Genomic DNA, 13,049 nt, shown 5'->3' on the forward strand with positions numbered 1-13,049 from the left:
AGCTTTTTTTGAAATTTTTAGAAAATAAATTTCCTTTATTATTTCGTTTGCTTATCATCATGTAAAGAACTTATTCGCTGTTGCGGGTGCAAAAATACACTCTTTATACCGTTAAACAATACTTTAATTTTGCTTTTTTTTGATGTCCACTTAACCTTGAGTTTAACTCGCTGAAAATCTATTATTTAAGAATCACGCTCTTTAACCTAGTTATTAAAAAGTAGGAATTATCAGTATTTAAACGAACTGCCTTGCAAGAATTCGCGAAATTAACCCATCAAAATGCGAGATCTCTTGACTTATTGAACATGGACCTCTCAACCACTTCCTGAAGAAAAGCGAGAGTTTGCTGATTAAGCCCGAATAGACCTCTATTAAAATTAACAAGTTCTATAACCAAATCGAAGTTTCAGCCTTCTTCCTAGAACAAGAAGAAGCATTTGTTAAACTAGCGCGAAGAATTGCTTATCAAAGCAAATCCTTTCGAAACACACCCTATTAATCTATCTACAGTTTACAAAAAACACAAAACACCCAACAAAGCACTAGTGCCATAGCCCTGATAGCAGCGAAAATCCTATTGAACCATCCCGATAGTTATCGGGATGGTTCAATAGATTGTAGCGAATAGCAGGAAATAGCTCCTAAAAACAAAGAAGATCTCCCTTTTTACAGCGCTAAACACAAAACTGCTTTGTTTTACTCCTATATATACAACAAACCTTAGCTATCTATTGTTTGTGTTTTTGTAATGGCGTATATTTGCATTCTTAAATTAACAAACAATGATTAAGATTACTTTGCCCGATGGGTCAGTTAAAGAGTTCGCGTCAGGCGTAACTCCGATGGATGTTGCTAAAAGCATTAGTGAAGGATTTGCTAGAAATGTAATTTCGGCTTCTTTTAATGGTACAACACTAGAAACAACCACGCCTTTGACAACGGATGGCAGTCTTATATTATATACATGGAATGACGAAGGCGGGAAGAAAGCTTTTTGGCATTCTACTTCACACGTTATGGCACAAGTTCTGGAAGAGATGTATCCTGGTATTCAATTGACTCTTGGACCTGCAATTGCCAACGGCTTTTATTATGACGTAGATTTTGAAGATCAAAAAATCACAGAGGCAGACTTTAAGAAAATTGAAGATCGTATGCTTGAGATTTCGAGAGGAAAGCACGAGTTCAAACTTCGTCCTGTTTCTAAAGCAGACGCATTAGAGCTATACAAAGATAATGTTTACAAAACCGAGATGATCACTAATCTTGAAGACGGAACGATTACGTTTTGCGATCATGATACTTTTACCGATTTATGTCGTGGAGGACATATTCCAAATACTGGAATCATCAAAGCAGTGAAAATAATGAGTGTCGCTGGTGCTTATTGGCGCGGTGATGAGAAAAATAAACAATTAACACGTGTTTACGGGACTTCATTCCCTAAACAAAAAGATTTAACGGAGTATCTTCTTTTACTTGAAGAGGCAAAACGTCGCGATCACAGAAAACTAGGGAAAGAACTGGAGTTGTTTGCTTTTTCACAAAAAGTGGGAGCAGGTCTACCACTATGGCTTCCTAAAGGAGCTGCATTGAGAGAAAGATTAGAGCAATTCTTGAAAAAAGCACAGAAAAAAGCAGGATACGAGCAAGTGGTTACACCTCATATAGGTCACAAAGAGCTTTATGTCACTTCTGGTCATTATGCAAAATATGGAGCTGATAGCTTTCAGCCAATATCTACTCCTAATGAAGGAGAAGAGTTTTTATTAAAACCGATGAACTGTCCTCATCACTGTGAAATATACAATGTAAGACCTTGGTCCTACAAAGATCTACCAAAACGTTATGCTGAATTTGGTACTGTTTACAGATACGAGCAAAGTGGTGAATTACACGGATTAACACGTGTACGTGGGTTTACTCAAGATGACGCACATATTTTTTGTACTCCAGAGCAACTTGATGAAGAGTTTAAAAAAGTAATTGACTTGGTACTCTATGTATTTGGTTCATTAGGATTCGAAAACTTTACAGCTCAGATTTCACTTAGAGATAAAGAGGACAGAGAAAAGTATATAGGAACTGATGAAAACTGGGAAAAAGCAGAGAATGCAATTATCAATGCTGCTGCAGACAAAGGATTAAGCACTGTTATTGAATATGGCGAAGCCGCATTCTATGGTCCGAAGTTAGATTTCATGGTAAAAGATGCTTTAGGAAGACAATGGCAATTAGGAACAATTCAGGTAGATTACAACCTACCGGAACGTTTTGATTTAACTTACAAAGGATCTGATAACGAATTACATAGACCTGTGATGATTCATAGAGCTCCTTTTGGTTCGATGGAAAGATTCATAGCTATCTTACTAGAACACACTGCAGGAAATTTCCCACTCTGGTTGATGCCAGAACAGGCTATTATATTGTCTTTGAGTGAGAAATATGAAATATATGCGAAAAAAGTTTTAGATTTGCTAGAAAATCACGAAATTCGCGCCCTCGTTGACAACAGAAATGAGACAATAGGTAAGAAAATTAGAGACGCTGAAATGCAAAAAATCCCGTTTATGCTGATTGTAGGCGAGGAAGAAGAGAAAAACGGTACCATTTCTATCCGTCGTCATGGACAGGAAGGAAAAGGGAACATCAGCGTTACGATCGAAGAATTTGCTGCAATAGTAGATGAAGAGATCAAAAAGACATTAAAAGTATTTACAGTTTAACTTAAATTATAAAGTCATAGCAATAAGAAGCAACAGAGGTTATCAACCTCGCGTAGAAAAAAAGGATGCCCACAGAATAAACAATCTTATTCGTGGTGTACAAGAAGTACGTCTTGTAGGTGAAAACATTGAGCCAGGAGTTTTTAAACTTTCTGAAGCCCTAAGATTAGCAGATCAATTTGAATTAGATCTAGTCGAGATTTCGCCTAATGCGGAGCCACCGGTTTGTAAAATCATGGATTACAAGAAATTTGTTTACGAGCAAAAGAAACGTGATAAGGTTCTAAAAGCGAAATCTACTCAAGTAGTCGTAAAGGAAATTCGTTTTGGTCCTCAAACAGATGAGCATGATTATGAGTTCAAGAGAAAGAATGCCGAAAAATTCTTGAAAGAGGGTGCTAAATTGAAAGCGTTTGTTTTCTTTAAAGGTCGTTCGATTATCTATAAGGATCAAGGTCAAATCTTATTATTGAGATTAGCTACAGACTTAGAAGAATTTGGAAAAGTAGAAGCGATGCCAGTTCTTGAAGGAAAGAGAATGATTATGTTCATTGCACCTAAGAAGAAAAAATAAGAATCCTCCCCTAGTCCCTCCGAAGGAGGCTTAACTAGATGTAATAGGATTACTGATACACCTCGATTACCTCTCCTTCCGATAGCTATCGGAAGTAGAGGTTTGGGGTAAGTAAAAATAAGTAAGTAAGAATAAATTAAAACACTAGGAAAAAATGCCTAAAATGAAAACCAAATCTAGCGCCAAGAAACGTTTTAAAGTTACTGGTTCTGGAAAGATTAAAAGAAAGCATGCTTTTAAAAGTCACATCTTGACTAAAAAATCTAAAAAACGTAAATTAGCTTTGACACATTCAGCGCTAGTTCACAAAACAGATATGAAAAGCATCAAACAACAATTAAGAATTATCTAATAAGCCAGTAGTAAAAAGTCACTAGCCAATAGTTGTAAAACTTTTGCCTAATGCCTACTAACTATTGCCTAGATTTCTTTAGGTTAAAACAATTTAAAATAACCTTGGAGTATGGCCTTTAAGTTCTCTTGATTCAATTCGGGACGCCTGCTACAAAAAAACAATAAAATTATGCCAAGATCGGTAAATTCAGTTGCAAAAAGAGCAAGAAGAAAAAAAATAATGAAGCTAGCCAAAGGTTACTTTGGTAGACGTAAAAACGTTTGGACAGTAGCTAAAAATGCGGTAGAGAAAGCAATGTGCTACGCTTACCGTGATAGAAAAGTGAACAAAAGAAATTTCCGTGCTTTATGGATTCAACGTATCAACGCTGGAGCTAGATTAGAAGGAATGTCTTATTCACAATTCATGGGGAAAGTAAAAGCTAACGGAATCGAATTGAACAGAAAAGTTCTTGCAGATTTAGCGATGAACCACCCTGAAGCTTTCAAAGCTGTACTTAATAAAGTAAAATAAACGTTTTATAAACTCAATTTAGATTACTTACTTATAAAGAAACCTCATCCGCCCTGGCGTGATGGGGTTTTTTGTTTTAAGAAAGCATCAAATTAGGCCAATTCATATTTAGGGTTATCACAATTAATTATATTTTCTATAATAATTAAAAATTACAACTTCGTGAATACCGCTAAAAATGGCTAAAGTTTAAAACTATCTTTTTATTAATCTGCCCTAGAATAATATCTAATTGCAAAAAAAAGAACTTAAGTTATTCATCAACCTCAAAACATACTACTCAGCAGCAACGCCAAATTTATTGAATAGCACTAATCAACTGCCATGCGATAGAAAAGCAACACTTACAGAAAACCTCATAAGCTATTAATCAACAGGGAGCCCCTAGCCAAACTATGTTAAAAGTGCTATCCTTTGAAAAAAATTCAGGTATCGCTCCTACTGCTATCTATAACGAAACAACGTTTTTCAAAATAAACTTAAAAATAGACTTACAAATGTGGAAAACCGTATTATAGCTAATAAAGGAATAATTACATTTGACACTAAATCCATTAAAGGATTTAAATCAAGTATTCTATTCATTATATAATCGACATCATGATGTTCAAAAAAGTATTAGTTGCCGAAGATCTAGATAGCATCAGCATTACAGTTGTACAAGCTTTAGAGACACTCTCCATTCAGGAAATAGAACATTCTAAATATTGTGATGATGCCTTTTTGAAAATAAAAAAAGCACTTCATGACAATGCCCCCTATGATCTATTGATTACTGATTTATCTTTTAAAAGTGATCATCGGGAAAATAAGCTAACGTGCGGTGACGAATTAATTGAAGCCGTGAAGCAAATCCAACCTGATATTAAAACAATAGTCTTCTCCATAGAAGACAAGTCCTACCGTATAAAATCCCTCTTTAATAATTTAGGTATTAATGCCTATGTTTCAAAAAGCAGAACAAGTATCCCTGAACTTAAAATTGCGGTAGAAAACATTTTCAAAACCGAAGAAAAGAATGTTTCATCTAAATTAGCCTATGCTTTAAATGACAAATCACTGCTTGAAATTGAAGCCTACGATATTTCACTACTGAAATTATTATCTAATGGCTGTACCCTAGACGAAATTTCGATATCATTTAAAAATTCAGGAATAATACCTAATGGCAGTAGTAGTATAGAAAAGCGAATTAACAAATTGAAAATTTACTTTAAAGCCAACAATAATGTACATCTAATAGCGATTGCCAAAGATTTAGGACTGATTTAAAAAGCAAATTCTTTCCTCGCTTAGTCTGGACATTTAATGATTACGTAAAATTAAAAAACGAGATTAATTTGAAAAATAATTATACCTTATACTTATGTCAACTCTTTATTTACAAGTCAATAATTAACTAACAATGACACCAAAAATAAAAAAGAGTCCATTACGGTTTTCCGTAAAGTAATCTCTTCTTTTGCACTTAAATTTGCTTTGATTAAAATTTACAAAATGTTTCACTTTAATAATCAAAGCATGCGAATTCACAATAAAAAAGAAGAACTGGGTACTACCGAAGAAAACAATGAAAACATCATTGATAATAAATGGAGTAAACTTCTTATTGATTATAAAAATTACGTAAAGGAATACATTAAACATTACGAAAAGTCGCTAAACGGCAATCCTATTTCATTGACGAAATACCCTTACATGAAAATCAAATCTGAGCTATTAGCTGAACGCATTAAGAAAGCACAAGAAAAATCCATTTTAACCAAAAAACAAATCAAAAGGTTTTCAAAAATAAATGTCAAATTAAGTAGTGCTTGCTATCAATAAATATATTTTTAAACTATGATTTATCCTTAACATATCTAATTCTCCTTTTACACCTACATCCCCTTCTCCATTTCTACCGCAAGAAATACTATATTTTTTTTTAAGACTAATTATAAAGGCATTCTGATTTAATTTACGTCCAATGCGGTTTCCCGTAACCTAATGTGGATTATTGGAAGTAAGTTTGCCGTATCTAAAATAAAGAATATGGAATCGCAAATCTTGCCTACATCCGACCCTATTGTAATTACCAGAAATAACATGCATAGTTCACATTTTAGTAAAACTTTTTATGACCAAATAAAAATCTAAAAAAAATAAGCAGAACATTGGACTAATGGAATACCCACTTCCTCTTAGAAATAGACAACAATCCAAACGTATCAATAGCATTACAAAAAAAAAGACTCCATGAATTTTAATATAAAAATAGATCAAATTGTTCTTGATAATGACCGCCTAATTATCTTATATAAATCAGGAACCAAAAAAGAAATACTAATTTCGGATTTAAAAGATATTTACATTACCGTAAATAAGATCAAACCCATTTATGAATTTCTAATAATTATCTTTTCTGTAGCTGGTACTCTTTTTGCTTTTTTCTACTTACAAGCGAACCTAATTTTAATTATTTCGTCTTTATTGATTGTAGTAATTACAGCTAAAATGAATAATTACAAGCAATATGATATGAAGATAAATCTAAAAAATGGAATAACCATCATAAAACGAGTTCCGTTAAAATCAAAAAATGATACTATCAATTTTGTAAATGATATTCGAAAAAAGGTTTATAATAGTAAAATAGAAAGCACTAATAAACTCGCATACAACAAATAAATTATTACACTAAAGTACTCGCAAAACGGATAATTATAACCTGATGAATTCTATCCCGATAAATCAACTATAGGAATTGTATCATCGTAATAATAGTGACATTTAAAAAAACATTAATATTCCTTACCACAATGAGGTTTCCCGTAAAGAAATCAATATATACCATTGTACTTTTGAAAAAAACCTACATGATCATTACTCATAACATCCCGATATCCCTTTTTTGTATATCCCTAATCTTTTGCTCATGTAAAAATTCGAGTGAATCAACTCAGCTTTCGCCTAAATCAACTTATGAAGTTGAGAAAAATAAGGATTCTTTAGAACTTAGTCAATACTTACAGAAGGTTATAGGCACTGATGAAAACGGAGATAATGTCCATGGCAATATAAATATTGAAGGGGAAATTGGCCTTGGTACTCTGATCAATAAAGATGCTATAGCCATAGAAATTGTTGTAGAATGGAATGGAAAAAACAAACTATTAGCTACTGATTCACAAGGTTATAAATACAATCTAAAAGTCAAGTAATTTTACAGACTGACTACCAAAATAAATAGTGAGCTAATCGCTATTTAACTCTTCCACTTTACTCCTGCCATTTTTTCATTTTTCTATAACAAATGAAAGTTTAATCACGATTCTTTTAAAAAATTTGACTAGGTTGCAACCTTTTCAATCGTATTTTCCCCTAATAAATGAAACGTATTCTTTTAGTACTCCTCCTGTTTTTTTATACTGCCTTTTACTCCCAAACAAAACTGCTATCCTGGAATATTGAAAACTTCGGTCAATCAAAATCTCAAGAAGAAATTACTCATATAGCACAGACTGTGAGGGAATATGATATCGTCGCCGTTCAAGAAGTAGTGGCAAGTTATGGCGGTGCACAAGCCGTTGCAAAACTAGCAGACGAACTAAATCGTAAAGGAAGCAAATGGGATTATGTAATTAGTGATCCTACAAGCAGTAGTGCCTATAAAACGGAGCGCTATGCCTTTATATGGAAAACTGCAAAACTTAAAATAATTGGCAAGGCATGGTTAGAAAAAAAATACAATTTAGAAATTGACAGAGAACCATATTTAGCCACATTCCAATATCAAGGCAAACAATTTACCGTTGTGAATTTTCATGCGATAACCCAAAAAATGCAGCCAGAAACCGAAATAAAATATTTCAAATTCTTCCCTGGCGAATACCCTACACTAAATTTAATTTTTGCGGGTGATTTCAATTGTCCGCAATCACATACCGTTTTTAATCCTTTGAGAAAAATGGGATACCAACCTATTTTGGTTGGCCAAAAGACATCGTTAAAACAAAAATGTAAAAATGACCGATGTCTTGCTTCTGAATTTGATAATATGTATTATAAAACCTCTAAGATTAAAACTATAAACTCAGGGTTTATCCCTTTTTACAAAAATTTCAACTCGCTGAAAGAAGCGAGAAAAATATCAGACCATATCCCTATCTGGTTTGAATTTTCATTGAACTAACTATTCAAACACTTCAAATGTATCGCCATCGAAACTTGCAAAAACCATCGAGGGATGAGAATCTTGGTGGTATATATTTCCTTTGCCGTCAATGGCAATTGCACCTGCAAATCCATCATACGGTTTTAGCTCTTTGAACGTTTTGGCGAAAGCTTCTTCTAAAGAAAAACCATCTGTAACGCGGGTTACAATTTTAGTTGCAGTGGCATTACTCATAATGTCCTCACCTACTCCTGTTAAACTCACACCACAAAATGAATTAGCATAATTACCCGCAACAGTTGCTGAATCAGATATTCTACCCGGAACTTCAAATCCTTTTCCTCCTGTGGATGTGGCAACTGCTATTTTTCCGTTTTGGTCAAAAGCAACACAACCGACGGTTCCAGTACCCAACGATTTTACTTTTTCTTCATATTCAGCACGACGTTGTGGAATTTCGGTCGAAAATGATTCAAAGCCATTTTTTCTTGCAAAGTTTGTTGCTCCACTTCCGCCTAAGACGCGGTCGTCGTATTGCATTAATATTTGGGCTACTTGAACTGGATTCTTTACTTCTTCGATATTAATGACACCGCTCATTTTTTGGGTTTCCCCATCCATTATCGCAGCACTCATCCTGATTTTTCCGTCACTTTGTATTTGAGATCCAATGCCAGCATTAAACAGTTCATTGTCTTCCAGCAATGAAACAGCAAAAACTACTGTTTCAAGAGCTGAATGCGTTTTTAGATAGTCATACGAATCTTTAACTATTTGCTCTAGCGCTGCTTGTTTGGCTATTTTAGTCTCATTACTAGTTGAAGATTCAGAGAAAAAACCACCATGTATAATTAGTTTCATTAATTTTTGATTTGAGATTGCAAATTCATTCGTGAGGCAACACCTTTTTTGTTTGTAAAACATCAACATTCTGCTGGTAATCGCCCACCCTCAACTTACATTAGTTCTATTTTGAAGTATGAATTTGCATTTTATGTGTACCAATGTTATAAGTATCATTCATACTCATTACGTGAACCACTAAGTTATTTATTGAAATGGGTTGTCCTAATTCTACCTGAGTCAAATTAGTATCTTTAATATCACGTCCGTCCACTAAAATAACTAACCCAGAACCAATCGCTTCCATTTCGTTATTATTAGTAATTAATAAACCCGTATCTTCTCCTAACCCTATTCCGAGCACTTTTGGATTGCTTACAACTGTTTGAAACAACCTCCCTATTCTACCTCTTCTAACAAAATGGGTATCAATAACAACTCCATCAATCAAACCGAGTCCGCTGGTAATTTTCACTTCTCCTTTCAATAACGCTTCTGAACTGCTTCCCTGATAAATCATACTGTTAGAAGCTGCTGCTGCACCGGCAGATGTACCAGCATAAACAAACTCCTCGTTATGGTATTTATCCAATAAGATATCATGGAATGGAGTTCCACCAAGAATTGAAGTCAAACGCAATTGATCCCCACCTGTAAATATTACAACATCGGCTGCTTTTAAGCGTGTCAAGAGTGCTTCATCTGCGGCTTCCTCCCGTTTTTCTATATAAAGAACATCAATATTTGTGGCGTCTAAATAGGCAAAAGCTTTGACATATTCAGGACCAATTTCTTTTGGGATTTTTGACGCTGTAGTAACTACCTCAATACGTGAGTTTTCTTTATGTTTTGATTCGCTGATTATTCTTTTAAGAATTCCAGTTTCAAAAAAATTTAAATTACTGGCGCTATTTTTATCTATATCGGTTTCAGTAAAACTTCCTTTGTCTACTGCACCTCCTATTATTATCAATTTTCCTACTATATTCATCCGGCAAAAATAAACAAAATAAAAAAAAGAGCTATTGAACGACTCTGTTTATTTTTAATAATTATAAACGCGTCATTACTGTTAATTAAACTACATAAATTTTGTTTCATATTCAAAAACCTTTATATTGGTAGCAGTCTATTCCCTAACAGAAACAATAGAGAATAGAATTTACTAACAATAATTTGTTTCAACTAAAATAACCCCTCCGTTTTTATGAAAATAATAAAAATACAAGCTCTTCGTGGACCAAATATTTGGAGTATCCAAAGAAAAAAATTAATCCAAATGCGGTTGGATTTGGAGGAAATGGAACAATTCCCAACCAATAAGATTGACGGATTTAAAGAAAGAATAGAGGCAATGTTCCCTACAATGATTGAACATCGTTGCTCAGAAGGTTGTCGAGGCGGATTTTTTTCCAGAGTAGAACGCGGTACGTGGATGGGGCATGTAATTGAGCATATCGCACTTGAAATACAAACATTGGCGGGAATGGAAACCGGATTCGGAAGAACTCGTGAAACAAAAACGCTGGGAACTTATAACGTTGTTTTCAGCTACACAGAAGAAAATGTAGGCTTATTTGCTGCAGAATCTTCTGTTGCAATTGCCGAAGCCTTAATTGCGGGAATTGAATATGACTTAGAAAGTGATTTGCAAAAAATGCGAGAAATCAGGGAACGTGTCCGTTTAGGGCCAAGTACCGGAAGTATCGTAGAAGAAGCCGTTTCTAGAAACATTCCTTGGATAAGACTGGGAACCAACTCATTAGTTCAATTAGGTCACGGAATAAACCAAATGCGTTTTCAAGCTACAATTACTTGTAAGACCAGCAGTATAGCCGTAGATATGGCTTGCAACAAAGAACTGACGAAAAAAATGCTTGATATGGCGTCGATTCCTGTCGCCAGTGGAAGTATTTGTGTAGACGAAGAAGATTTGGCAGAGACCATAAATAAAATTGGTTATCCTATTGTTCTGAAACCTCTTGATGGAAATCATGGTAAAGGCGCTTCTATTAATGTTACTAATTGGGAAGATGCTGTTTCTGGTTTGGCTTTCGCCAAAGAATTCAGCAGACGTATAATCGTTGAAAAATTCATTACTGGTTTTGATTTTAGAATCTTAGTGATTGACAATAAATTAGTAGCTGCCGCAAAACGAGTGCCTGCTCATGTAATAGGAAATGGTAAAAATTCAATCCAAGAATTGATTGACGTAGAAAACCTAGATCCAAGAAGAGGTTACGGACATGAAAATGTCTTAACACAAATCGATGTGGATAGAGATACCGAAGACCTGCTTGAAAAATTAAATTATACCTTAGAAACTGTACCAAGATCAGGTGAGATTGTATTTTTAAAATCTACTGCTAACCTAAGTACAGGCGGAACTTCTGTAGATGTTACAGATATGATGCACCCGGAAAACATATTTCTAGCCGAAAGAATTTCAAGAGTAATCGGATTAGACATTTGTGGTGTGGATATTATGGCTGAGAATTTAACGCAGCCATTAAAAGATAATGGCGGTGTTATTCTTGAAGTAAATGCAGCACCTGGTTTTAGAATGCACCTAGCACCTTCTGAAGGTTTGCCTAGAAACGTAGCAGCTCCTGTTATTGATATGCTCTATCCTCCAGGGAAATCATGCCGAATTCCGATTATCGCTGTCACTGGAACTAATGGTAAAACAACCACAACACGATTACTTGCTCATATCGTAAAAAACAATGGTTACAAAGTAGGTTTCACTACCTCTGATGGGATTTATATTCAAAATCACATGATGGAAAAAGGGGATACTACGGGACCTCAAAGTGCGCAATATATATTAAGAGATCCTACTGTTGAGTTTGCCGTTTTAGAAACTGCAAGAGGAGGAATATTACGTTCCGGCCTGGGTTTCAGCATTTGTGACATCGGAATTATCACCAATATACAAGAAGACCATTTAGGAATAAGTGACATTCATACTTTGGATGATTTAGCAAGAGTAAAAGCTACTGTCGTAAAAAGCATTAAGAAAGACGGCTGGGCTATTTTGAATGGAGATGATGAGCATTGTATAAAATTAGGTGCTGATTTAAGTTGTAATGTGGCTTACTTCAGTTTAGATGAAGAAAATCCGTTCATCAAAAAATTAAGCGCTGAAGGAAAAACAGTTGCTGTTTATGAAAATGGTTTTATTACTGTCAAAAAAGGAGAGTGGAAAATTAGAATTGAACGTGCCACTCATGTTCCTTTAACACTTGGCGGAAAAGCCAAATTTATGATAGCAAATGTTCTTGCAGCAACATTAGCCAGTTATTTATGGGGATTCAAAACAGAAGATATCAGTTTGTCCTTACAGACTTTTATTCCTAGTGCTGCTCAAACTCCAGGACGTATGAATATTTTTGAGTTCAAAAAATTCAAAGTATTGATTGATTTTGCACACAATGCTTCCGGTTACAAAGGTGTGGAAGAGTACTTACAAAGTGTTGAAGCTTCTAAAAAGATTGGAATTATTGCTGGTGTAGGAGACCGTCGTGATGAAGACATTCGTGAGTGCGCCTCTATTGCCGCCAGAATGTTTGATCACATCATCATTCGACAAGAAAAATATTTGAGAGGAAGAACCGAAGATGAAATTATCGATCTCATATTAGAGGGAATTGCGGCTTCAGGTAAAAATGTCACTTATGAAATCATCCCAAAAGAAACGGAAGCCATCAGGCATGCCATCAATTGTGCTGAAGAGGGAAGTTTTATTACTGCCTTAAGCGATGTGGTTACTAATGCTATCGAAATTGTACAGGAATATCTGGACAAAGAAAATGAATATGGTACCGTTTAATTTTTTATATAAATATAAAAGCTACTGGAAACAGTAGCTTTTTT

At 34.6% G+C, this 13,049-nt stretch carries 12 protein-coding genes; 10 read left to right on the top strand and 2 right to left on the bottom strand.

Going from position 1 to position 13,049, the window contains the following annotated elements; genetic code table 11:
* Positions 1-785 precede the first annotated feature (785 nt).
* The 9 genes from thrS (at position 786) to QO200_RS18440 (ending at position 8,348) form a co-directional block, all read left to right on the top strand.
* Complete coding sequence (thrS, locus tag QO200_RS18400) at positions 786-2,732, top strand: threonine--tRNA ligase (RefSeq protein ID WP_371543199.1); 1,947 nt, start codon at positions 786-788, stop codon at positions 2,730-2,732.
* A 16-nt stretch (positions 2,733-2,748) separates the two neighbouring features.
* Complete coding sequence (gene infC / locus QO200_RS18405) at positions 2,749-3,306, top strand: translation initiation factor IF-3 (protein ID WP_369699884.1); 558 nt, start codon at positions 2,749-2,751, stop codon at positions 3,304-3,306.
* Between the two features lie 154 nt (positions 3,307-3,460).
* Positions 3,461-3,658: a 50S ribosomal protein L35 gene (gene rpmI, locus QO200_RS18410; protein WP_022827375.1), complete on the top strand. Its 198-nt coding sequence runs from the start codon at positions 3,461-3,463 to the stop codon at positions 3,656-3,658.
* Positions 3,659-3,829: 171 nt separating this feature from the next.
* Entirely contained in the window at positions 3,830-4,174 is a 345-nt protein-coding gene (gene rplT, locus QO200_RS18415) for a 50S ribosomal protein L20 (RefSeq protein ID WP_016990536.1), read from the top strand.
* Between the two features lie 603 nt (positions 4,175-4,777).
* Positions 4,778-5,446: a response regulator gene (locus QO200_RS18420; protein WP_371543255.1), complete on the top strand. Its 669-nt coding sequence runs from the start codon at positions 4,778-4,780 to the stop codon at positions 5,444-5,446.
* Between the two features lie 225 nt (positions 5,447-5,671).
* Complete coding sequence (locus QO200_RS18425) at positions 5,672-6,001, top strand: hypothetical protein (RefSeq protein ID WP_371543204.1); 330 nt, start codon at positions 5,672-5,674, stop codon at positions 5,999-6,001.
* 411 nt (positions 6,002-6,412) lie between these two features.
* On the top strand, positions 6,413-6,844 hold the full coding sequence (locus QO200_RS18430) for a hypothetical protein (RefSeq protein ID WP_371543207.1): 432 nt from the start codon (positions 6,413-6,415) through the stop codon (positions 6,842-6,844).
* A gap of 188 nt (positions 6,845-7,032) precedes the next feature.
* Positions 7,033-7,377: a hypothetical protein gene (locus QO200_RS18435; RefSeq protein ID WP_371543210.1), complete on the top strand. Its 345-nt coding sequence runs from the start codon at positions 7,033-7,035 to the stop codon at positions 7,375-7,377.
* A gap of 167 nt (positions 7,378-7,544) precedes the next feature.
* Positions 7,545-8,348 (top strand): endonuclease/exonuclease/phosphatase family protein, encoded by an 804-nt coding sequence (locus QO200_RS18440; protein WP_371543212.1) that lies wholly within the window; start codon positions 7,545-7,547, stop codon positions 8,346-8,348.
* Here QO200_RS18440 and QO200_RS18445 read toward each other — a convergent pair whose 3' ends face one another.
* Positions 8,349-9,191 (bottom strand): isoaspartyl peptidase/L-asparaginase, encoded by an 843-nt coding sequence (locus tag QO200_RS18445; protein WP_371543214.1) that lies wholly within the window; start codon positions 9,189-9,191, stop codon positions 8,349-8,351.
* A gap of 106 nt (positions 9,192-9,297) precedes the next feature.
* Positions 9,298-10,164 (bottom strand): cyanophycinase, encoded by an 867-nt coding sequence (locus tag QO200_RS18450; RefSeq protein WP_371543217.1) that lies wholly within the window; start codon positions 10,162-10,164, stop codon positions 9,298-9,300.
* Positions 10,165-10,380: 216 nt separating this feature from the next.
* On the opposite strand from QO200_RS18450, the gene cphA reads away from it, so the two are divergent.
* A complete protein-coding gene (gene cphA / locus QO200_RS18455; RefSeq protein ID WP_371543220.1) occupies positions 10,381-13,005 on the top strand; it encodes a cyanophycin synthetase in 2,625 nt (874 codons plus the stop codon).
* The last annotated feature ends 44 nt before the right edge of the window (positions 13,006-13,049 follow it).

It is taken from the genome of Flavobacterium sp. Arc3, from assembly GCF_041431375.1.
Taxonomy (GTDB): Bacteria; Bacteroidota; Bacteroidia; order Flavobacteriales; family Flavobacteriaceae; genus Flavobacterium.

Coding starts and splice junctions, on each gene's coding strand:
- thrS (WP_371543199.1), top strand. CDS start 786: ATGATTAAGATTACTTTGCCCGATGGGTCAGTTAAAGAGTTCGCGTCA.
- rpmI (WP_022827375.1), top strand. CDS start 3,461: ATGCCTAAAATGAAAACCAAATCTAGCGCCAAGAAACGTTTTAAAGTT.
- rplT (WP_016990536.1), top strand. CDS start 3,830: ATGCCAAGATCGGTAAATTCAGTTGCAAAAAGAGCAAGAAGAAAAAAA.
- QO200_RS18420 (WP_371543255.1), top strand. CDS start 4,778: ATGTTCAAAAAAGTATTAGTTGCCGAAGATCTAGATAGCATCAGCATT.
- QO200_RS18425 (WP_371543204.1), top strand. CDS start 5,672: ATGTTTCACTTTAATAATCAAAGCATGCGAATTCACAATAAAAAAGAA.
- QO200_RS18430 (WP_371543207.1), top strand. CDS start 6,413: ATGAATTTTAATATAAAAATAGATCAAATTGTTCTTGATAATGACCGC.
- QO200_RS18435 (WP_371543210.1), top strand. CDS start 7,033: ATGATCATTACTCATAACATCCCGATATCCCTTTTTTGTATATCCCTA.
- QO200_RS18440 (WP_371543212.1), top strand. CDS start 7,545: ATGAAACGTATTCTTTTAGTACTCCTCCTGTTTTTTTATACTGCCTTT.
- QO200_RS18445 (WP_371543214.1), bottom strand. CDS start 9,191: ATGAAACTAATTATACATGGTGGTTTTTTCTCTGAATCTTCAACTAGT.
- QO200_RS18450 (WP_371543217.1), bottom strand. CDS start 10,164: ATGAATATAGTAGGAAAATTGATAATAATAGGAGGTGCAGTAGACAAA.
- cphA (WP_371543220.1), top strand. CDS start 10,381: ATGAAAATAATAAAAATACAAGCTCTTCGTGGACCAAATATTTGGAGT.